Source organism: Microvirga makkahensis, from assembly GCF_009830105.1.
Classification (GTDB): Bacteria; Pseudomonadota; Alphaproteobacteria; order Rhizobiales; family Beijerinckiaceae; genus Microvirga; species Microvirga makkahensis.
On the sequence record NZ_WURB01000018.1, the window covers coordinates 48,008 to 68,475 of the forward strand.

Annotated in this window: 17 protein-coding genes and 1 pseudogene; 8 read left to right on the forward strand and 10 right to left on the reverse strand. The window is 60.6% G+C overall.

Annotation, left to right across the window (positions count from 1 at the left end; translation table 11 throughout):
• The first annotated feature begins 316 nt into the window (after positions 1-316).
• The 7 genes and pseudogenes from GR328_RS19420 to GR328_RS19445 all read left to right on the forward strand — a co-directional run bounded on the left by GR328_RS19420 (position 317) and on the right by GR328_RS19445 (position 5,171).
• Complete coding sequence (locus GR328_RS19420; protein ID WP_246215985.1) at positions 317-1,936, forward strand: putative bifunctional diguanylate cyclase/phosphodiesterase; 1,620 nt, start codon at positions 317-319, stop codon at positions 1,934-1,936.
• A 303-nt stretch (positions 1,937-2,239) separates the two neighbouring features.
• Positions 2,240-2,487 (forward strand): annotated as a pseudogene (locus GR328_RS27565) (serine hydrolase); the annotation flags it as partial.
• Between the two features lie 19 nt (positions 2,488-2,506).
• Positions 2,507-3,202 carry a helix-turn-helix transcriptional regulator gene (locus tag GR328_RS19425; RefSeq protein WP_160886736.1) on the forward strand — a complete coding sequence of 232 codons (696 nt, stop codon included), beginning with the start codon at positions 2,507-2,509 and terminating at the stop codon, positions 3,200-3,202.
• A 74-nt stretch (positions 3,203-3,276) separates the two neighbouring features.
• Positions 3,277-3,888 carry a glutathione S-transferase family protein gene (locus GR328_RS19430; RefSeq protein WP_160886738.1) on the forward strand — a complete coding sequence of 204 codons (612 nt, stop codon included), beginning with the start codon at positions 3,277-3,279 and terminating at the stop codon, positions 3,886-3,888.
• 59 nt (positions 3,889-3,947) lie between these two features.
• Complete coding sequence (locus tag GR328_RS19435; protein WP_160886740.1) at positions 3,948-4,127, forward strand: SDR family NAD(P)-dependent oxidoreductase; 180 nt, start codon at positions 3,948-3,950, stop codon at positions 4,125-4,127.
• Positions 4,128-4,212: 85 nt separating this feature from the next.
• Complete coding sequence (locus GR328_RS19440; RefSeq protein WP_205790146.1) at positions 4,213-4,545, forward strand: GNAT family N-acetyltransferase; 333 nt, start codon at positions 4,213-4,215, stop codon at positions 4,543-4,545.
• 299 nt (positions 4,546-4,844) lie between these two features.
• Positions 4,845-5,171: a P-loop nucleotide/nucleoside kinase family protein gene (locus GR328_RS19445; protein WP_160886742.1), complete on the forward strand. Its 327-nt coding sequence runs from the start codon at positions 4,845-4,847 to the stop codon at positions 5,169-5,171.
• A 528-nt stretch (positions 5,172-5,699) separates the two neighbouring features.
• On the opposite strand, the gene cml is transcribed toward GR328_RS19445, so the two are convergent.
• Positions 5,700-6,899 carry a CmlA/FloR family chloramphenicol efflux MFS transporter gene (cml, locus tag GR328_RS19450; RefSeq protein WP_160886744.1) on the reverse strand — a complete coding sequence of 400 codons (1,200 nt, stop codon included), beginning with the start codon at positions 6,897-6,899 and terminating at the stop codon, positions 5,700-5,702.
• A 338-nt stretch (positions 6,900-7,237) separates the two neighbouring features.
• Positions 7,238-7,687, reverse strand: a complete 450-nt coding sequence (locus GR328_RS19455; RefSeq protein ID WP_246215980.1) for a transposase — start codon at positions 7,685-7,687, stop codon at positions 7,238-7,240.
• Positions 7,688-8,135: 448 nt separating this feature from the next.
• Between GR328_RS19455 and GR328_RS19460 the strand changes: the two genes are divergently transcribed.
• Positions 8,136-11,000, forward strand: a complete 2,865-nt coding sequence (locus GR328_RS19460; protein WP_160886746.1) for a bifunctional diguanylate cyclase/phosphodiesterase — start codon at positions 8,136-8,138, stop codon at positions 10,998-11,000.
• A 311-nt stretch (positions 11,001-11,311) separates the two neighbouring features.
• Here GR328_RS19460 and GR328_RS19465 read toward each other — a convergent pair whose 3' ends face one another.
• The 8 genes from GR328_RS19465 to GR328_RS19500 form a co-directional block, all read right to left on the reverse strand.
• A complete protein-coding gene (locus GR328_RS19465; protein ID WP_160886748.1) occupies positions 11,312-12,334 on the reverse strand; it encodes a purine-nucleoside phosphorylase in 1,023 nt (340 codons plus the stop codon).
• 629 nt (positions 12,335-12,963) lie between these two features.
• Entirely contained in the window at positions 12,964-14,391 is a 1,428-nt protein-coding gene (locus GR328_RS19470; RefSeq protein ID WP_160886750.1) for an amidase, read from the reverse strand.
• Positions 14,391-15,674 carry an ArgE/DapE family deacylase gene (locus GR328_RS19475; protein ID WP_160886752.1) on the reverse strand — a complete coding sequence of 428 codons (1,284 nt, stop codon included), beginning with the start codon at positions 15,672-15,674 and terminating at the stop codon, positions 14,391-14,393. The genes GR328_RS19470 and GR328_RS19475 overlap by 1 nt, the downstream gene beginning before the upstream one ends.
• 115 nt (positions 15,675-15,789) lie before the next feature.
• On the reverse strand, positions 15,790-16,794 hold the full coding sequence (locus GR328_RS19480) for a branched-chain amino acid ABC transporter permease (protein WP_160886754.1): 1,005 nt from the start codon (positions 16,792-16,794) through the stop codon (positions 15,790-15,792).
• A gap of 4 nt (positions 16,795-16,798) precedes the next feature.
• Positions 16,799-17,683: a branched-chain amino acid ABC transporter permease gene (locus tag GR328_RS19485; RefSeq protein WP_160886756.1), complete on the reverse strand. Its 885-nt coding sequence runs from the start codon at positions 17,681-17,683 to the stop codon at positions 16,799-16,801.
• A gap of 25 nt (positions 17,684-17,708) precedes the next feature.
• Positions 17,709-18,419, reverse strand: a complete 711-nt coding sequence (locus GR328_RS19490; protein ID WP_160886758.1) for an ABC transporter ATP-binding protein — start codon at positions 18,417-18,419, stop codon at positions 17,709-17,711.
• Complete coding sequence (locus GR328_RS19495) at positions 18,406-19,152, reverse strand: ABC transporter ATP-binding protein (protein WP_343039431.1); 747 nt, start codon at positions 19,150-19,152, stop codon at positions 18,406-18,408. Before GR328_RS19495 ends, GR328_RS19490 begins: the two co-directional genes overlap by 14 nt.
• Positions 19,153-19,234: 82 nt before the next feature.
• Positions 19,235-20,440, reverse strand: coding sequence for an ABC transporter substrate-binding protein (locus tag GR328_RS19500; RefSeq protein WP_160886760.1), 1,206 nt, complete (start codon positions 20,438-20,440; stop codon positions 19,235-19,237).
• Positions 20,441-20,468: the final 28 nt, after the last annotated feature.

Consider the following 20,468-nt stretch of genomic DNA (forward strand, 5'->3'; position numbering starts at 1 on the left):
CACGATATTGGCGCTGAACGAGGGAGCCGCACGCCTACTTCAGAGACCTGCGTCCGATCTGTGCCTGCAGCGTCTGTCGAGCGTCGTCCCTAACCTGCCCGCAACAAACATCCTGCAGCGCCTCGCTCAAATTCTTGACGACGGCGGGAGAGACTCGTTTGAGTTCACCTACCCGACCACCAGCGGCAGGCAAATCGACTTCAAGGTCGAGATTGGATGCATCGGCGATCTGCTCGCCATGACCCTCGCCGACATCAGCGATGTCAAGGCGCGCGAGGCGTCTTCCCGGCTTCTGTTCGAGAGCAATCCCGTTCCGATGTGGCTGTTCGATCCGGAAAGCCTGCGCATTCTTCGTGTCAACGATGCGGCCGTTGCTCATTATGGCTATACGCGCCAGCATTTCGAAAGAATGACGCTGCTCGATATCCGGCCCCGAGAGGAATGGGACGACATTCGGCGAGTGGTTGATCGATTGACGAATGTTGATGGGCTGAGCAGCTTTTGGCGTCATCTGAGGTCTGACGGCAGCATCATCGAGGTGAACACCTTCGCTCGCACAATCACCTTCGAGGGGCGTTCCGCCGTGCTTACGGCGGCGATCGATGTGACCGAGCGTCGCCAAGCCGAGGCCCGCGTGGCCTACATGGCTCACCATGATGCCCTCACGGAGCTTCCCAATCGCATTCTGTTTCGCGAACGTCTCGAAGCGGCGCTTGCTGATCTCCCTCGACATGGAGGCGAACTGGGGCTGTTGTGCCTCGACCTCGACAATCTCAAACTGGTCAACGACACTCTGGGGCACCCCGCGGGCGACGAGTTCCTGCGCGAAGCGGCAAGCCGCCTGCGACATTGTCTGCCGGCTGGCGATCTCGTTGCACGCTTAGGGGGCGATGAGTTCGCCATTCTTCATTTCAACATGGAGGGTATTCAGGATACCCTTGCCCTCGCCGCCCGTGTTGTTGAGGCCTTCAATAGGCCGTTCGCAATTCAACGGCAGCAGATCGTAAGTGGGGCGAGCGTGGGTATCGCAACCGCGCCGGCAAATGGCACGACGACAGACGTTCTGTTACGAAACGCTGACATGGCGCTTTACTGCGCCAAAGCCGGAGGGGGGCGGACCTATCGCCTGTTCGATGTTGAGATGGACAACCGCCTGCAGGCGAAGCAGGTTATGGAGCAGGACCTTCGCCAAGCCTTCGTTGAAGGGCAGCTTGACCTTCATTATCAACCGATCATAAGCCTGCTCGAAGGTAGGATCACTGGATGTGAAGCCCTGTTGCGTTGGCGCCATCCCGTCCACGGTCATATTCCGCCTGCGGAATTCGTCCCACTGGCGGAAGATATCGGCCTGATCGAGCCCATTGGCGAATGGGTTCTCCATCGAGCCTGCCGAGAGGCCGCCACTTGGCCCGAAGGCATCAGAGTCGCAATCAACCTCTCTCCTGCACAATTCAACAGCGGGAAGCTCGTGGATTGTGTCAGCTCGGCCCTCTCGTGTTCCGCACTCGATCCCGGCCGGCTTGAGCTGGAGATCACGGAATCGGTTCTTCTTCTCAAGAACGAAGCGACCATGACCGCCCTCCACCGGTTGCGGGACCTTGGTGTGCAGATCGCCATGGATGATTTCGGCACCGGCTACTCGTCGCTGAGCTATCTGCGCTCGTTCCCGTTCGACAAGATCAAGATAGATCGCTCTTTCGTGCATGAGCTTGGCGAGAACAAGCAATCCACCGCCATCATTCGCGCCATCACTGGGCTCGGCAAGAGCCTCGAAAGCACAACGGTTGCAGAAGGGATCGAAACAATCGAGCAACTCGAACATCTCAGAGCCGATGGCTGCGACGAGGTCCAAGGATTTCTCTTGAGCAGGCCCGTTCCCGCCGCTGAATTGAAGCAACTCCTCGCCACATGGCATCCGGATCGGCTCGCGCTTTAGGGGCCGCTTGGTTCCTTCGAGGTCGGCTGGCCGGACTGGTGCCGGAAATTCCCCAAGAGGATTGGTAAAGGATCAGATTGGTCCTCGGACGTGGTACGACTCAATGTGGAAAGGGCGGACACCGTCGGACTCCTTCCCCACGATCTACGTAAATTCTTCTCAGATTTTGCCTAGGCGAGGAAGTCCTTCTCCCGCGAGGAGCCGTCGACGCCGACATTGTGCGCGGCGATATAGAGTTCCTAACGAAACCGGCGTGAGTGCGTTGGTCTGGCATGGCCCAACCTCTTGTTTCCTATGTCCGCTCTGATAGACAGCATCTTCGGCCGGATCGGTCTTCTTGATCTCGGCACTTCTGCAGCGGGCGGTCTGCCCTTGCGGTTTCCCGACCATGTCACCGATGATGACAAGATGATCGCCTGTCAAAGGTGTTGGCGCCCATCCTATCCGACCAGCACGCATCGGCTCTACTCGATCCCGAGCATCGGCTTGTTCGGCCATCTTGCACCAACAGCGTGGACAAACCCTTTGACGACCTGATGGAGCAAACGCTCTTTGTACGGAGCCGAAGGTATGAGTCGAACCAATCGCCTCTTCGAATTGATTGAGCTCCTGCGCCAGCACCGTCGTCCGGTCACGGCCGCCGCCTTGGCGCAGGAGCTTTCCGTCTCCATGCGCACCGTCTACCGCGACGTGCAGACCCTTATCGGACTGGGCGCGCCGATCGACGGCGAGGCTGGCCTGGGCTACGTGCTGCGGCCCGGGTTCTTCGTTCCGCCTCTCATGTTCGACCAGGACGAACTGGACGCACTTGTGCTCGGTGCCCGCTGGGTCCGGCGCCAGGGCGATCCCGTGCTCGCCCGCGCTGCCGCCAACGCCCTGGCGAAGATCGCCGCCGCCTCCCCGAAGGACCTGCGCGACCACATGGCCGAAACCGGCTTGTGGGCAGCGTCCCGGCCGGACGAATCGCAGTCCGCATCGTCGTTGCACACGGTCCGGCACGCCATCCGGCGGGGAGAGAAGCTCCGGATCACCTATCGCGACCAGTCCGCGGCGGAGACGCAGCGCGTGATCTGGCCGATCGGGCTTGCGTTCTTCGAGCGTGCCCGGGTCGTTGCCGCCTGGTGCGAGCTGCGCGGCGCCTTCCGGCATTTCCGGGCCGACCGGATCCGATCGATCACTCCATTGGGCGAGCACTACCCGACGCGGCGCGCGGCCCTTGTGCGGGCCTGGCAGGCGGAGATCGGACTGCCAGAGCTCGACTCCTGACAGAACCTGTCAGCAGGGCTGCGTATGGTCTGCCCGTTAGGCCTCACGCGGAGGCGCCTGTCCCGGAGATGATCATGCTCACCTTCTACCACGCTCCCCGGTCCCGCTCATCGGGCATTCACTGGCTCCTGGAGGAGCTTGGTGCTCCCTACAGGATTGAGATCGTCGACATCCGGGCCGAGGGAGGTGCACCGGAGAGCTACCGGGCCATTCATCCCCACAAAAAGGTGCCTGCAATCGACCACGACGATATGGTCATCACCGAGCGGGCCGCCATCACGACCTACCTGGCCGATGCCTTTCCCGGGAAGGGCCTCGCGCCGGCCATCGGCGACAGGCTTCGCGGTCCGTACCTGACCTGGCTGGTCTATGCCGATGCCGTGATGGATCCGGTGCTCGCGGCCAAGGTAGAGGGCTGGACCTATGCTCCCAGTGACTTCTCGTTCGGCTCGTTTGAGGACATGCTCGCCCACGTGGAGCGGATGCTGTCCAAGAATCCCTACGTTCTCGGCAACCGGTTCACGGCGGCCGACATCCCGGTGGCGGGCACCCTATTCTGGGGCCTGAACGTCTTCGGTCTCGTGCCGAGCCGGCCGGTCTTTCTGGACTATCTGGCACGCATCGAGGAGCGGCCTGCCTTCCTGCGCACGATCGTGCAGCCTCCTCTGGAGGAATTGATCGCCTGAGACCGGATGGCGCGCCATCGCCGTTGATTCACGACAGCAGGTTCAAGGAAAGGAGCATCATGACAGGGTTCCAAGAAAAGGTTACCCTTGTCACGGGCGCCGGCTCCGGCTTCGGGAAGACGATTGCCGACAAACTTCACGAGGCCGGTGCAACTGTCGTGGCAACAAACCGGACCATTGAGAACGTACAATGGAAATCCTGCCGCCATCATCCGCATAAGACCCGGAACCTCCCATGATGAAGCCGAACTTCCTAGAATTGAGCGCAACTCTGGTTCGATCTTTCGAACGGTTTCCGGCCTGGAGTGGATTGCAGAGGATGATGTGCTGTCAGAAGATCGGCATCTGGCGCTGATTTCGCAGGGTTTCGCCCTTGTCGTGGAGACGCCCGGGCGCGGAATCATAGCCTTCTTGAATGGAGAGCAGACCACAGATTGCCTCCATCGTTGGCAGATCGCTGTTCATCGAGACTTTCAGAGGCACGGCATTGGGTGTCGTCTTGTTGAGGAGGCGCTGCGGATTGCTGCACACCATGGGATAAGCAATCTGACCCTGACGACCCTTCGGGACGTCCCGTGGAATGAGCCTTACTATCAACGTTTGAGATTCAAAACGCTGCAGGAAACGTCGCTCACTCCGCAAGGTTCTGGCGGATGAGGCGCAAGCTGGCCTACCCATGGAGCAGCGTTGCGCCATGATGATGAAGATCTAGCGGGTCATTGACGTTCGGGAGAACTCCGGCCGCTGAAATGCCGTCTCACCAAGGCAGCTGCCTTTCGCCGCGGACGAGGTGACGCCGCCGCAAAGATTGGTCCAGAACGCTCCGCAGCCTGCTCTTCTGTGATCATTCTTCTCCCATGTGCCGGCACAATCACGGATGTTCAGGAGGAAACGCTGAAGCCGTTCGAGAGCTCTTCGTTTATCTTATCGATTCGGTTGCTGCCGTGGATGGTGTGATGGCCGCCGGCAAACCCACTGTTGCGGAGAACCTGGCGCGCCGGTTGGACAAATCCGTTCATCTGCGAGGCGACATCTTCCGGAAGATGACCGTGAATGGTGCAGTCAGCATGGGGCCGGACCTAACGCCGGAGGCACCCCGGCAGCTTGCCCTGCGCCATCGGCTTGCCTGCGAAGTCGCTGAGACATACCTGGAGGCAGGGTTCTCCGTCGTTTACCTGGATATTCTGGTGGGCCGAGTCCATGAGAAGGTAGCCGAACACCTGTGTCATCGTTCGCCCCATGCGGGCAAGTATCACCAGAGCGTTTCGCTCGTCGCCGGCTAGATTCCTGAGCGATGTAGGAAACGCGTCGCGTATGGCACGGCGGACACGGTCATCACGAAATCCGGAGCTACAGCTCTGCCGCAGCAGATCCCAAAAGGCCTTGGCATCTCGCCGACCACGAAGGCCTCCGGGAGGGCGACCGGAAATCCGTACCGGGGAGGTCAGAGGGTCTTCCCGCATCGCATTCCTTATCGGTCGGTGACGACTAACAGATCCACATCGTTCTGTAGCCGCAGACCACCTGATGAAGCCGACCAGTGGACATAAACCGACCAGGAGTGAAGCTTCGAACAGGTCCGTCACGGTCTTCAACGCAGTCAGCGCATTGGTCAGGATTCTAGGCGTTTGGTCTCGCATGCCACCATCGTCACCGCTAACTGGAAATCCATGGCAGGCTCAGGGCATCTTTCGGAGCCGCATGCGCCAGCCTGCATACGAGGCCATCTGAGGAGTCGACGCGCCCCGACCGAGTCTCTGCATTTCTGGGAAATTCTGAAAGGTCGGGCGAGACGCCCGACCTCCGTTCGATCATGTCTGCGAGGGGCTCCGATAACGCAACCATCCCAGTGCGGTCAGGACGACGATGGCCATGATCGCGGAGAAGGTTGCAAGTGGCCATGCGGTGTCGCCTTGCAGCCGGATCACGGCCGTCGTTCCACCAATGCTCACGATGAGGCTTTGCACACAAAAATGCAGCGCCACAGCTGATCCGGCGATGTCTCCGAACTTCTCCAGCGCACCGTTCGCCGTCACCGACACGGTAAAGACGATGCCGATGGCCATGACCCACACGGGAGCGAGGAACGTCCAAAAGGATGGGGGCCCGAAAACCTGCCCGATGCTCAGGAGCCCGGCGCCCACAAGTAGCATCACCATGCCTCTCAGGAGAGTGCCGGCGTTTCCCCAACGGGCAACGAACCGCTTGGCGAAGCGTGTCGTGATGATCATCACGACCGCTGCCGTCGCGAAGGCGAAGCTGAACTCCAGTTCGCTGAACCCGGCCCTGTCGATGAGGACGCGGGGGGCGGTCGAGAAGAACACGAAGAACGTCCCCATGGCGGCACTGAACCCGAGCGTGTAGGTCCAGAACGCGAGGCTGCGGAGAACCGGCAGGAACGAGTAGTGTGACATCGCGGCTCCCTTCGGTCGGGTTTCATGCCAGCGGAGCACAGCATGCAGGACCGCGAGTACGGCAAGAGCACCCAACGTGGCGAAGATCGAGCGCCACCCGTACCTGTCCGCGAGGAGTGCTCCCGCAATCGGCCCCAAGGCAGGGACGAAGGCCAGCATGGAACTGAACAGACTATAGATAATCACGCTCTCTGGGCGGTCGGCGTACACATCGCGAACCGTTGCGAAGGTGGCCACTAGGGCAGCCGACGCCCCCACCGCCTGCAAGAAGCGAAGGGTGACAAACGGAGCGGCGGACGATGATGCAGCCAGACAGAACGATGCCGCCGCAAATAGGATCGCACCGCTGATGAGGACTGGCCGCCGCCCGATACGATCGGAGATCGGTCCGAAGATGATCTGGCCAAGGCCGAGCATCACCACGTAGAGGCTCAACGTGAGTTGAACGATGGCGGAGCTGGTGCCGAGAATGCCCGGCATGGCCGGAACGATGGGAAGGTAAATATCCATCGCCATCGAGGCGAGAATATCGAAGGGGGCCATCAACAGGAGCGCTGTCGGCAAGGAGTAGGCCCACACGGGAGGCTTGGGAGACATGATGAGGCATCCGCTCAAATGAGGAACATTTGGCGGCGATCTGCCTGTCAGCATGGGCTGGGATCGGTTCGACAGACGCCGCAACAACAATGAATGCGTTGTTGCGGCTTACTTGTCCGACGAGGGCTCGGCTCCCATGCCACGGCTCCAGATTCACACGAGATTGGAAGAGGGTCTATTGATTATCATGTCGGTCTGGAGCCGACAATCCTTTCGGGATCTCTGGACGAGGTGCTCCAGGACGATAAGTCACTGAACGAAGAGATAACGCCTGTCCTACACGATGGGAAGGATAGCTGACTTCCTAGCATGAGCCTTGGCAGTTTAACGAAGGGCGGTTAGTCGAGGCGCTGTCCTATGGTACGATCGACTCGGCAGTGGAGAGGCAAAGCTGCCGTGGGCACACCCGTATGGGCCAGTTCATACCAGCCCAGGAGCGCATTTCCTGGCGCAGGGCGATGGCGGCGAAGGTGGAAGTGGTTGTGGATCGGCGTGTGGGTGGCGAGAAATTGCCGGGCGTGGCGGGCTGACTTGAACCGCCTCCTGTGGCGTTCCCGCCATCTGGCTGGTTCGTGCGAGACCTCAAGGCGATGGTTCAAATACCGGCTCTGACGATGTTCAACATACGGCGGGATCTCGCTTTTGGCAGTGCCATAGGATCCGGGCTTATCGGTCACGATCACCCTGGACACGTAGCACAGACCCTTCAGCAGCTTGCGAAAGACACGCTTGGCCGCCTTCCTGTTGCGACGGTTCTGCACCAGCACATCGAGGATCGCGGGAGACATCGCTGCCCCACAATTCCTGATGCTCTCCTGCTCGGCCCGGCGCCAGCACACGGCGTCACCTGATCGGCCCCCGTTACCCAGAATCCGCCATAACGCCAGGCTCCGGATGCGAGAGTATAGCCGCCGTTAGACAAACGACCAGCACGAGCCATCCGCGGACCTTCGCAAGTTGAGGGCGGTGACTGTTGAGCTCCATCCGGCATTGTTTCAGGTTGGCGGATCCCCAACCCAGAGAGCCAGGATCCCAGCGAACCCGATCGTTGCGTCATAACATTTCGCAACATATCGACTTTCCTTGCCTTGGGCCCTAGCAAGTTGTCTGTTGACCATTAACCTGTTCCGCAACCCTCCAGATGTATTCTCTACAGCAATGGGTAAAATGACGAATAAGGGCCCTAACCAATGCGGCTGAGAAGAGATGTCCCGCGGCGGATCTAGGTTTTACGATATGCAGTTGAAGAACAGCCTCGCCTCTGTCCAATTCAGTAGCGTGGCCGAGGCTTTGGAAGTAATTCTGAACGGCATTGCGCAACCGGTTATCGTCAAAGACCGCGCTCATCGCTTCGTGTATCTGAATGACGCCGCGTGTCTTCTGATCGGACACTCCTGCCAGGAACTGATCGGCCGCGTGGATCACGACTTCCTGCCGAAGGACCAAGCCGACAGCTTCTGGGCAGTAGATGACGAGGTCCTCTCAACCGGTCACGATCGCGAGGTCGAGGAAGTCATCACAGCGGGCGATGGCACTGTTCGCACCCTGATCACCCACAAGCGTCTTGTTTCACTTCCAGGGGCGACGGGAGAGGAGTCCTTCATCGTCGCGGTCATCTCCGACATCACGGAACTCCGGCGGGCCGAAGCGGTGTTGCGCGAGAGCGAAGAGAACTATCGCTATTCCGTCGAGCTGAATCCGCAGATCCCCTGGACGGCCGATCCGCACGGGAAAATCATCAGTGCCTCTTCGCGCTGGCATGAGCTCACGGGGATGCCCGTTGAGGAGGGGCTCGGCCGTGGGTGGACGGCCGCTCTGCACCCGGACGATCTGCCGCCGACACAGCAGAACTGGCGGCACTCGGTCACGAACGGCGATCCGTTCGATGCAGAATACCGGCTGCGTCTAACCGATGGTAGCTTTCGATGGTTCCGGGCTCGCGCCACAGCACGGCGCGGCGAAGATGGCACTATCGTTCGGTGGTACGGCACGCTCGAGGACATCCACGAGAGCAAGCTGGCTACCCAAGCGCTCCGCGAGCGGGAACGTCAACTTGCGACCGTGTTCGGCCAGACCATGGTCGGCATCCTGCATCGTGGCTTGAACAACGAGGTGCTGATGGTCAATCAGCGCTTCTGCGACCTTGTCGGACGATCCCGGGAAGAGCTCGACGGTCTCCCGATGAAGGACTTTACCCATCGGGAGGACTTCCCGCGGAACTTGGCCGTGTGGGAGGAAAACGGGGAGCGCGGCACGCCGTTTCAGATCGAGAAACGATACGTCCGGCCGGATGGTACAGCGACCTGGTGTGCGGTCAATGTTTCGTTCGTTCAAGATGAACACGGCCGGGTGATCTCAACCATCGCGGTGGCGCAGGATATCGACGAACGCAAACGAGCGGAGGAACAGTCTCGCGCGAGCCAGGAGAACTTCCGCTATCTGGTGGAGCTGAACCCACAGATCCCCTGGATTGCAGACCCGGATGGGCGAACCATAGAGATCAGCTCCCGTTGGTTGGACCTGACAGGTCTGTCCCGCGAGGAGGTGCTTGCCGAGGATGGCTGGGCCAAAGCCGTGCATCCCGACGATCTGGAATCGGCAACGCGGAAGTGGGCCCATTCCGTTGCCACGGGCGAGCCGCTTGATGATGAGTTCCGCCTGCGCGCGGCCGACGGGAGCTATCGCTGGTTTCGCGCACGGGCGACAGCTCGACGTGACGAAACCGGTGTGATCGTTCGATGGTACGGGGCGGAGGAGGACATCCATGACAGGAGGCTTGCGGAGGAGCGCCTTCGGTGGGCTGCATATCATGATCCTTTGACCGGTCTGCCGAACCGAAGACTCTTCCAGGAGCGGCTCCAGCAGGCGCTCGATCAAGCCGCGGCGGCACACCGAAGGGTCGGCTTGCTGATCATCGATCTGGACGACTTCAAACAGATCAACGACAGGTTCGGCCACGATGCCGGGGACGCGGTCCTGAAGGCGTTCGCCCAGCGGCTCCAGAGTGTCGCGTCAGATCCCGACGATGTGGCCCGCCTTGGCGGAGACGAGTTTGCCATTATCCTGCCCGATGTGGCGAGCGAGGCGGACGTCGCCCGCGTTGCGAGCGACGTCATTGCCCAAGCTTCCAAGCCGCTGAGCGGAAGCAACATAGGACGAGATTACCGTGCGAGTGTTGGAGGGGCCATTTCCTCTGACCTGGGTACAGAGCCTGATGAGCTTCTGAAGCAGGCGGATCTCGCGCTCTATAGCGGCAAAGCTGCCGGGCCGGGCCTGTTCAGGATGTTCAAACCGGCCATTCGGGAAGAAATGCAGCAAACCACTTCGGCTTTGCGGCTGGCCCAAAAGGCGCTCGAACTCGACTGGATCATTCCGTTCTACCAGCCGAAAATCACGCTGGGCACCGATGCCATCGCGGGCTTCGAGGCGTTGCTGCGGTGGCACCACCCTCGTCTGGGGCCGCAGCCTCCCAGCGCCCTTGCCTCTGCCTTCGATGATCCGAGGCTTGGCGTCGCCATCGGCGAGCGGATGCTTGCCCTTGTCCTGAGGGACTTGCGCTCGTGGCTCGACGCGGGTCTCGATGTCGGAACGATTGCCATCAATGCCTCAGCCAGTGAGTTTCTCAGTGGCGACTATGCCGAGCGGGTGCTCCATCAACTCCGGCTGGCCGGGTTGCCGGCAAGCCGCCTTGAGATCGAGGTAACCGAGACGGTGCTCGTCGGGCGAGAGGCGACATACGTGGAGCACGCCTTGCAGACCTTGAACGCTGCGGGAATGAAGATCGCTCTTGACGATTTCGGCACGGGATACGCATCTCTGACGCACCTGAAGAAGTTTCCCGTCGACGTCCTGAAGCTGGATCGGTCCTTCATTGGCAGCCTTGAGAAGGAATCCAGCAATGCGGCGATTGTCAAAGCCGTCCTTGATCTTGGCCGGAGCCTGGATATTACGGTGATTGCCGAGGGCATCGAGACCTCAGCACAAGCTGCCTTCCTTCGGGAGCAAGGGTGCGATCTCGGCCAAGGTTACTTTTTCGGAAGGCCGATAGCTGCTGACGCCGTTCCGCCGTTCGTCCAGACATGGCAGGAAAAAGTGATCTAACGGTAGGCCTGCCTCAGGAAAATTCCCTTTGAATTCATAGCCGTCCGGCTCCATTGGAGCTTATGAGCTTTGCAGCTCAAGCGAACAACCAAGTTGCATCTGCCCACTCCTCCATACGCGGATCTGCGCACCGGTCGCTCTGCGCCGCCTAACTCTACAAGCTCTACTAACTCTACACGCTCTAAATGACAGAGCCTTCTCGAACGTGGGGAGGTCTCCATTGGGCCAGAATGCAACGTGGAGCGGACCCAACGAAGGTCCGCCCACGCCGCTAGAGTGGAACCCGAACAGGATCGGTCTCGTGCCGGTTGTTATTGCCGGGGCAGTGGCGGCACGCCGTTTTGCCACTCGGGCCAGTGCGCCACGATATGATCAACCATCCGGCTTCCGACCGCAGCGATGTTGTCAACGGTCTCGGCAAACCCGCCAGCGGTCTGGCCTGGCGCCGGATCGAGATGCTGGAGCGTGGTCTCGTTCGGGTTGCCCTGGTCGAAGTTCACGGCGCCGCGAAGGCTCAGGAGCCGACGATCGCCCAGCGTCCGCTGGACGACCTGGGCGATGGCGGCCGCCTCCATCTCGGTGATCAGGTAATCATCTGCGCCATAGAGCTTGGCGATATACTGCGCCTGGGCGGACATGCCAGGTCCGTGGAAGAAGGTGTCTCCGGTCATGTGGGTGCCGGTCTTCACCGCCGGCGCCTGCCGAGCGGCCTTCTGCGGATAGCGCAACCGATAGGATCGCGCGGAATCCGAGTCCTTCAGGTTGCTCTTGCCCGTGAGATGCATCGCCCAGGCGACGAGATCGGGATTGAGCTGGAACAGCCGGACCTTCTCGTAGCCTTTGCGCGGCATGAAGGTCGGAGCGCCCGGCTCCCCTTCCTCCGGAGCCCAGCGGTGGCCGAGATCGTAGTCGACCAGCCACGTTGCCCAGCTCACATCGGCGATGGTGCCACGCTCGGGCGGGGTGCCGGCGACCCCGCTGATGATGAAGTAGGTTTGCGACATGTCGAACTGCGGGCTTAAGATGATCGCCTGAACCGACGAGGACGACGCGACCTTGCCCATGCCGAGGACAGATCCGCAGACCCCATCATCGTTGCAATAGACCGGATTCAAGGCTCCTCTGACTGCGACGGGCTTGCTCTGGCCGAAATAGCGCTCGTACCAGTGCTGGAACTCGCCGGCCCGGTCCCCGGTGTTCTGCCCGATTTCGAACATCGAGCCAATGAACACCTTTACCTTGATCGGCTCATCAGCCAGGGCAGGCGATCCGGCGCTGATCATGAGCGAGATCGCCGCCATCGCGGCGATCCGGAGCATTCTTGGAAATGGCATCGCAACAATCCTTAGTAAGAGAGATGCCCGGAATAATCCGGTCGCTGGCATGCTCGAAGATCGAAGAATGGGCAAATGGCGAATTTTTGGCCGTCTACCTGCTGCATCTTCAGAGTTTGGCTCCCAGGAGGACGAGTCCTGTAGCGACGCGGCAAGGCTGCGGGACGTTCTGTCGAGTCGCGATCAAAGGTTTTGTTGCAGCTTTGAGGCTTGTGCCGCCAGAGCTACGGGGTGAGGGTAGCAAGTGGGCCTGGCGGTGAAGCAGAGTGACAACAACGCCCTGGTCCGGTCAGGGCCTCAAGAGCTTCACCTCCGACTCGCAGGCGCTTTCTGGTGATGAGGCGATGGCGATGATCCGGACGGGACGGGTCGTCGGTGTACCACCCAATGACATGGGGCTCAGCGCGACTTCATTGCTACCCCATTCAGCCAGTCGTGTAACCTGCGTCCCTGTCAGGCCTTCGTTTGACCTGCGCCAGAAGTTGCAACGGAACCAGCGGCGCCCATGCCGAGCAGATCGGTCGCGATAACCACCAGGTGCTCGCCGCGATCGTAGCACCTAGGGCACGGGCTTGGCTGCGCGAGATCCCGGCTGTTGAGCTGCTGCGCCAAATCTGGATCCGGAACTTTCAACTTATCAACGATGTTCCAACTCCGGGACCTGAGCCCTTCCTTCCCATTTGAAAGCCAATTGCTGTTTCGAGGACCTGACAGACCTGCATGACCAACTCGTCGGCAAAGCGGGGGGCCACCACCTGCAGGCCGATCGGCAACCCTTCTGGCGACGAGGCGCAAGGAAGAGATGCCGCAGGCTGCCCGGTGAGATTGAAGGGAACAGTATAAGGCACTGCGTCAGTCCAACGATCATAGCCCGCGCTGTTATAGATCACATCGGCGGCCGGCGCCGTATGGGGCGTGGTGGCGGTCAGGAGGATCGGAAACCGCTCGTGCAGCGCTGCCATCACTTCATAGAGCTTAGCCCGAGCGATCTCAGCCTCGTGGAGGGCCTTGCCGCTGACGCTTAAACCCTCCTCCGCCAGAGTGCGGAAACCCGGCTCGACGAGATCCCATTGCTCGCGCGGCACGTCCCTCAGACGGGCACCGAAGCCAGCCTTCCAATGATCTATGAACGTCATGTTCATGTGCAAGGGCGCGATCACCGGCCCGACTTCCTCGACCTCCGCGCCGAGATCGCGCGCGAGTGCAACCGCGTCGCCGATAGCGCGCGCGACATGAGCGTCCGGCTCGATTCCTTGCAGCGCGGGGGAGTAGGCGATCTTCAATCCCCTGATTCCGGAATCGGGGTTGGCGAGCCATTCGGCTGGCGGCGGCGGTGCGGCATAGTAGTCTCGACCATCAGGGCGCGCCAGTATCCGTAGCATTGTCGCCGCATCGGCTACCGAGCGGGCGATTGGACCGTTCGACGCGGTGGTGCAGAACAATCCATATTGCCGGTGTGGAACGCGCCCGAAAGTTGGCTTGATGCCAAAGAGGCCGCAAAAGCTCGCTGGGATCCGGATCGAGCCGCCGCCGTCGTTGCCCAGTGCCAGCGCTCCCACGCCCGCCGCCAGTGCCGCGCCACCGCCGCCGCTGGAGCCTCCCGAAGAATAGTCAATGTTCCAGGGATTGCGAGTTATTCCGCGCAGCTTGCTGTCGGTTGTTCCTTTCCAGGCAAATTCCGGAGTCGTTGTCTTGCCGAGGAAGACGACCCCCGCTTCCCGCAGACGAGCCACGGCCGGGGAGTCCTCAGATGCAGGACGGTCCGGTGTCGTCAAAGATCCATGGCGAGTTGGCAGGCCGGAGATGTCGAGATTGTCCTTTATCGTGACGGGCACACCGTCAAGTTCGCCGAGCGGCGCGCCAGCACGCCAGCGCACCAGAGCGGCCTCCGCCTGCTTCAACGCGAGATCCGGTGTCAGAAGCTGGAAGGCGGCGAGTTTGGGGTCGATCGCCATGGCGCGGTCGAGATGCGCCTGGGCGACCTCGACGGGCGAGAACGCACCCGACCGGTAACCGGCGGTGAGTTCCTCAACGGAAAGAGAAAGGACGTCCGCCATCACGCTTCCTCCACGCCGCACCAATCAGCCACGAAAAGTGCAATGGTCTGGGTCACCTTGCGCAGAGATTCGAGTTCGACGCGCTCGTTGAAGCCGTGCATCTGCTCCGATTTCGCGCCGAAGCACAGGCTCTGGATGCCGTGGTTGAGGCCATAGAACCGCGTATCCGTAAGCCCGGTGAAGACCGCGTCGTCCGGGAGCTTACCGCCATAGACTTCACCATAGGCGTTACCCAGCACGGCTTCAGATTCCTCCGCGCCTGTCAGCTCGAATCCATCGGAGAGGAAGCCGGACCAAACGACTTGCGGCGGGTTCTGGGCCAAGAATGGGTGGGCCTTCGCGGCGTTCTCGACGCAAGCCAGAATTTCCGCCTGGCTTTCAGCGATGTTCCACCCAGGTAGGATCGCGATGCGGCAGTCGACATCGCACCACGCAGGCACGCTGGATGCCCATTCACCACCCTGAATGATGCCCGGGTTGAAATTGACTGGGTGCTCGAGCGTTTTGAACCACCGGTCGTTCTTCGCCCGCTCGTTCCATTGCGCCTCGAGCCCTTCAAGCGCGTGAATCAAATGATATGCAGCCTTGATCGCGTTTGAGCCGGATCCTGCGTGCGCCACGTGGGCAGGTTGTCCGCGCACCTTGAGGCGGAACCAGATGACACCGACCTGCGACCGGATTAGTTTTCCATCGGTTGGCTCCGGAATGAGGCAGCAATCCGCGCGATAGCCTCGCTGGAGCGTCGAGAGCGCGCCGAGGCCTGTGCTCTCTTCCTCGATGACGGATTGGAAGTGAATGCGAGCCGTCGGCCTTAGACCGGCAGTCTTCAGAGCGTCGAGAGCGTAGAGTGCCGCGATGGTGCCGGACTTCATGTCACCAGCACCTCGGCCGTAGAGCCAGCCATCCTTCTCCACCGGCACGAAGGGGGAAGTATCCCACATATCCAGTGGCCCCGGAGGGACGACATCGCAATGGCCCTGGAGGATCAGGGATCTGCCCCTGTCGTGGATCGGACGGAACGTGCCGACAACCGTGCGGGCATGGGAGAAATCGTGCTCAACCGGTCCATAGCCTGGAAGATCCTTAAGGCAGTTTATATCGATATACCAGTCGTCCACCTCATATCCGCGCTGGCGCAGCAGGTCGCCGATCATGTCCTGGCATGGTCCCTCCGCGCCGCGCGTGCTCGGGATCGCCACGAAATCCTTCGTGATGGAGATCTGCTCCTCGAAGCGCGCGTCGACAGCATCCCGGATGCGGCGGGAAAACTTGGAATCTACCATAGCATCAGTCCTTTTCCTCTCCATGAGCGCGTTCCGCCTGAAGTCCGCGCCATCCCTGTTCCATTCCGTCCGAGGCATCACCCCCGCATGGTGTTTCATCCGCCGCGTATTGGCCTCAGGTCGGTATCTTCCCTGTAGTCTGTCTACGCAGGAAGCCTAGCCGCATGCTGGCGAGCCCCTTGGGCAGGAACATCACGATCAGGACGAGGAGCACACCGTAGATGAGCATGCGGTACTCGCCGAAGCCGCGTAGCCATTCCAGTCCCAAGGTCAGGATGAACGCGCCGATCGTCGGACCGAGCAAGCGCCCGATGCCGCCAATGAGCGTCATAGCGACAATCTGGATCATGATGTCGATGCCAAGCGCGGAGCTTGGTGTCAGGATAAGGACGTAATGGGCATAGAATGCGCCCAAGATGCCCGCTAGAAACGAGCTGAAGCCGAACACGAGGGTCTTGTATCGGGTGAGATGGACGCCGAGGCTCTCGGCTGCAATCTGCGAGTCGCGGATTGCCCTGAGGCCGAACCCGAACCGGCTCCTCAGGATCCAATAAGTGGCACCGACGATGAGCAGCCATAGCAGGATGACCACATAGAAGTAGGCTACCTTGTGCGCGGCATCGAAGGTGACGTCGCCCACGAGCGGCAGGAGGAATGATGTGAAGGGCGGAATGCCCCAAAGGCCCAGCTCGCCGCGGGTGAAGTCGGTCAGGTTTGAGCAGACGATGCGCACGATCTCAGCGAAAGCAAGCGTCACGATTGCAATATGCGGGATCGACCGGATACGCAGCACCGGCAGAGAAATGACAAGGCCGAGAGCCGCCGACATCAGGCCAGCCGCCCACATGGTGAGCCATGGGCTCAAGCCGAGCCTCATGCTCATCAGGGCGGATCCATAGGCACCGAGGCCGAAGAAGGCCTGATGGCCAAAAGTGAAGATCCCCGCGTAGCCATTGATCAGGTTCCAGCTCGACGCAAGGGCGCCGAACAGCAGGGCGAGAATGCAGATATGGAGGAAATACGCCTCCTGCGTCACCAACGGAACCAGGCAGAACACCACAGCGAGGGCGATCAGGATGAAGAGGTTGTTGAGGGGCTTCTGGTTTTCGGGCGTTGTCATGGCTTCAAGATTCCTTCACGCCGAAGATGCCCCATGGGCGGAACCACAGGATGAGGATCAGGACGGTAAACGAGATGACCTCGCGCCACTGGGACGACCAGGTGATGACGCCAAGGGTCTCGACGATGCCGATGATGATGCCGCCGAGGATGGCCCCAGGAAAGCTGCCGAGGCCACCGAGGACGACGACGACGAAGCCCTTGAGCATCAGGGGCGCACCCATCCAGGGGCTGATGGAATTGATGCTGGAGAGCATCGTGGCGGCAAGGCCTGCAAGGGCGGCTGCGATACCGAAGGTCATGGTAAAGACGCGATAGACATTGACGCCGTAAAGCATCGCGGCATCGCGGTCCATTGCGGTGGCCCGAAGGGCCATGCCGAAGCGCGTCCGGCGCAGAAGGTACCACATAGCTAACATGGCAATAACGGCGACGGCGAGGATCAGCAGACGCTGGTATGAGAGCCGCATCCCCACGATGTCGATGGTGCCGTTGATGAAATACGGTACGGTCTTGAAGCGCTCACCCCAGATGTGAAGTGCTGCATTTTGCAGAAAGATCGAGACGCCCAGCGTCGCCACGAGGGTGCTGAACTCCCATTGCGGCCGCCCGAGAAGCGGGTGCACGGCGATGCGCTGCACTGCAAGTCCAACAACGAATACGAGGGAGATCGCGATGGGAATGGCGAGAGCGGCCGAGAAGCCGAGGGATGAAATCAGCAGGAAGAAAAAGTACCCACCCAGCATGTAGAACTCGCCATGGGCGAAGTTCAGCATACGCATCGTACCCCAGATCAATGTCAGACCGCTTGCCACGAGGGCATACATGGATCCGAGGACGATACCGTTGATGATCTGCTCAAAGAAGAGCGGCAGTGGCATGGAAAGCATGGTCCGAATCTCTCTATGGTGTCGCTCAGAGGCCCAGATATGCCTCGCGCACGGCGTCGTCGGTCATGAGGTCGGACGAGCTACCGGTCTTTACAACGCGGCCGTTCTCCATGAGGTAGGCGCGCCCCGCGGTTTCGAGAGCAAGCTGCGCGCTCTGCTCCACCAGAATGATGCCGACTCCCTCGGCGTTGATCTCCCGAATCGTATCGAACACCGTCTCGATGATCTTTGGTGCGAGGCCAAGGGAGGGTTCGTCCAGAAGCAGAAGGCGCGGTCGTGCCATGAGCGCTCGTCCGATCGCCGCCATCTGCTGCTCGCCTCCCGACATAGTGCCTGCGAGTTGGTCGCGCCTTTCGGCAAGGCGCGGAAACAACGTGTAGACGCGCTCAAGATCGGTCTTTCCATCTGCTGCGTTGTTGCGGTGATAGGCGCCCATCATGAGATTCTCTTGGACGCTCATTTCTCGGAAAAGCCGCCGTCCTTCTGGAACGTGAGCGATTCCACTTGCGACGACTGACCACGGCTGTGCTGCGGCGATGTCGCGGCCGTCGTATCGCAGTGTTCCTTCCCGCGGCTTCACGAGCCCCGAGATCGTGCGCAGCACCGTGGTCTTACCGGCACCGTTGGATCCTATGATGGCGACGATTTCCCCAGGTTCCACCACCAGGTCGATGTCAAACAGGGCCTGCGCGTCGCCGTAGAAGGCCGAGACGCGGTTGAGCTCAAGCCGAGACATGTGCCGATCCCCCAAGATATGCTTCGATGACGGCTTCGTTCCGGGTGATTTCGGCGGGAGAACCTTCGGCGATCAACTCGCCATGGTGCAGGACGATAATGCGATCCGCGAGCCCCATGACAGCGCGCATCACGTGCTCGATCATGATGATGGTCACGCCTGAGGCGCGCACCTGACGGATTGTTTCCATGATTTCGGTGATCTCGTTCGGTCGCAGACCGCCCATCACTTCATCGAGCAGCAGGAGGGTCGGCCGGGTGGCAAGAGCGCGGGCGAGCTCGAGTTTCTTGCGCGCCCCGAGAGGCAGCGAAACGGATTCTTCCGAAGCCCACCGATTGAGCCCGACGCGTGATAGAATATCGGTGGCTTCATCTTCGAGGGAGCGGGCGTGGACGCCTGCACCGAAATGGAGCGCCACCATTACGTTCTCAAACACTGTCATCTGCGAGAATGGCTGCGGAATCTGGAACGTGCGGGCGACACCCAGATGACAGCGTTGATCGGGACGAAGGGCTGTGATGCCCCTCCCGCGGAATTCAATCGTGCCGCTGGTCGGCTGTTCCTTGCCGGCAATGACATGGAAGAGCGTAGTCTTCCCCGCGCCGTTTGGACCGATCAGTCCGAGGATCTCACCCTCCGATACGCTGAACGAAACGTCTTTGAGCGCAATGACGCCGCCAAAGGTCTTGCCGACGTTCTTGGTCTCGAGGAGAGGGTTGCTGATCATACTCATGCTGGCTTGTTCCGAGGACGGACGCAGGTTAGCGTAAAGCCGGGAGAGGGCCGCAGGTCCTCCCCCGTCGATGTCGATCAGGTCAGCGCAGGTTCGGTTGAGGCTGGTACTTGCCAGCGGCGCGCTGCTCGGGCCAGATCACCACGTTCTTGCCGCCTTGGATCTGCGCGGCCGGAACCGGAATGAACTCTGGACCTGCCTTCGCCGTGTGGTTCTTCTGGTCGAACGCCCAAGTGCCGTGGACGCCCTTGTAGTTCGTTTTGCCGATGGCGTCGGAGATCTTCGTCGCGTCGCGGGAACCGGCGGATTCGATTGCTCCAAGAGCAACATTGAGGATGCCATGACCAAAGGCGTGATCTGAAGATCCGGCGGTCTTGAACTTCTGCTGGATCAGCTTGTCGAAGGCCGCATGTTCCTTGTTCGATTCCACGTCGTACTGCATTGGAACCCAGACAAGTCCCTCAGCCGCCTGTCCGGCTTGGTCGAAGAACTCGGATCGGAGTGGATAATACACGCCCAGATGTAGGGCGCTGACGCCGAGCTCCTGGAACTGTTTCACGAGGCCGGCGCCGGAGTTGACCGATGTGAAGATGGAAACCAGCACGTCCGGCTGGAGTGAGCGCATTTTTGTCAGCTGCGGGTAGAAGTCCGCGTGGCCAAGCGGAACGGTCTCAAGGGCGACGACATTCCAGCCTTCCTTCTTGAAGAGCTCGGCGGTGATCTCTGCATTGGATCGGCCGTAATCCGTGTCTTCCACTACGAACGCGATGGTGTTGTTCTTCGGCTTGAAGCTGCCGCTGGCCGCAATGCTCTTGTACACGTCCCGCAAGGCTTCGCCATAAGCCTCGCTGTTGAAATCGCCCTTCCAGAACAGCTTGTACTTCTCCGGATCGGCCTCGATCTTCTTAGCGATTTCGGTGCTGACTGGTTCGCCGCTCAGAATTGGAAGCTTGAATTGGGGCGCCAGTTCCATGAGCGCGATGGTGACCGAACTATGGAATGCCTCACCGATCAAAAGATCGATCTTGTCGCGGTTGATCATCTTCTGGGCGGCGCTGACGCCAACCTCCGGACGGGATTGCGAATCCTCGAAGATCACCGTTACGGGGGTCTTCTGGCCGTCGATGGTGACGCCGCCCTTGGCGTTCCACTCGTCGGCGGCAAGCTCCATACCCTGGCGCAGGGCAATGCCGGAGTTGGCCGCTGGGCCGGTCAACGGAGCGACGACCCCGATCTTGAGCGGTTCAGCTGCCCGCACTGGGCCCATGGCCAGAAAGAGGGAGCTCATCCCTACGGCCAGCAGTGCCGAGCGTCGG

What these genes read in the sequence shown, in the direction of transcription:
- GR328_RS19475 (WP_160886752.1), bottom strand. Translation starts at nt 15,674, where the DNA reads ATGGTAGATTCCAAGTTTTCCCGCCGCATCCGGGATGCTGTCGACGCG.
- GR328_RS19455 (WP_246215980.1), bottom strand. Translation starts at nt 7,687, where the DNA reads ATGTCTCCCGCGATCCTCGATGTGCTGGTGCAGAACCGTCGCAACAGG.
- cml (WP_160886744.1), bottom strand. Translation starts at nt 6,899, where the DNA reads ATGTCTCCCAAGCCTCCCGTGTGGGCCTACTCCTTGCCGACAGCGCTC.
- GR328_RS19480 (WP_160886754.1), bottom strand. Translation starts at nt 16,794, where the DNA reads ATGACAACGCCCGAAAACCAGAAGCCCCTCAACAACCTCTTCATCCTG.
- GR328_RS19435 (WP_160886740.1), top strand. Translation starts at nt 3,948, where the DNA reads ATGACAGGGTTCCAAGAAAAGGTTACCCTTGTCACGGGCGCCGGCTCC.
- GR328_RS19420 (WP_246215985.1), top strand. Translation starts at nt 317, where the DNA reads ATGTGGCTGTTCGATCCGGAAAGCCTGCGCATTCTTCGTGTCAACGAT.
- GR328_RS19500 (WP_160886760.1), bottom strand. Translation starts at nt 20,440, where the DNA reads ATGAGCTCCCTCTTTCTGGCCATGGGCCCAGTGCGGGCAGCTGAACCG.
- GR328_RS19425 (WP_160886736.1), top strand. Translation starts at nt 2,507, where the DNA reads ATGAGTCGAACCAATCGCCTCTTCGAATTGATTGAGCTCCTGCGCCAG.
- GR328_RS19490 (WP_160886758.1), bottom strand. Translation starts at nt 18,419, where the DNA reads ATGTCTCGGCTTGAGCTCAACCGCGTCTCGGCCTTCTACGGCGACGCG.
- GR328_RS19485 (WP_160886756.1), bottom strand. Translation starts at nt 17,683, where the DNA reads ATGCTTTCCATGCCACTGCCGCTCTTCTTTGAGCAGATCATCAACGGT.
- GR328_RS19445 (WP_160886742.1), top strand. Translation starts at nt 4,845, where the DNA reads ATGGCCGCCGGCAAACCCACTGTTGCGGAGAACCTGGCGCGCCGGTTG.
- GR328_RS19460 (WP_160886746.1), top strand. Translation starts at nt 8,136, where the DNA reads ATGCAGTTGAAGAACAGCCTCGCCTCTGTCCAATTCAGTAGCGTGGCC.
- GR328_RS19495 (WP_343039431.1), bottom strand. Translation starts at nt 19,152, where the DNA reads ATGAGTATGATCAGCAACCCTCTCCTCGAGACCAAGAACGTCGGCAAG.
- GR328_RS19430 (WP_160886738.1), top strand. Translation starts at nt 3,277, where the DNA reads ATGCTCACCTTCTACCACGCTCCCCGGTCCCGCTCATCGGGCATTCAC.
- GR328_RS19465 (WP_160886748.1), bottom strand. Translation starts at nt 12,334, where the DNA reads ATGCCATTTCCAAGAATGCTCCGGATCGCCGCGATGGCGGCGATCTCG.
- GR328_RS19470 (WP_160886750.1), bottom strand. Translation starts at nt 14,391, where the DNA reads ATGGCGGACGTCCTTTCTCTTTCCGTTGAGGAACTCACCGCCGGTTAC.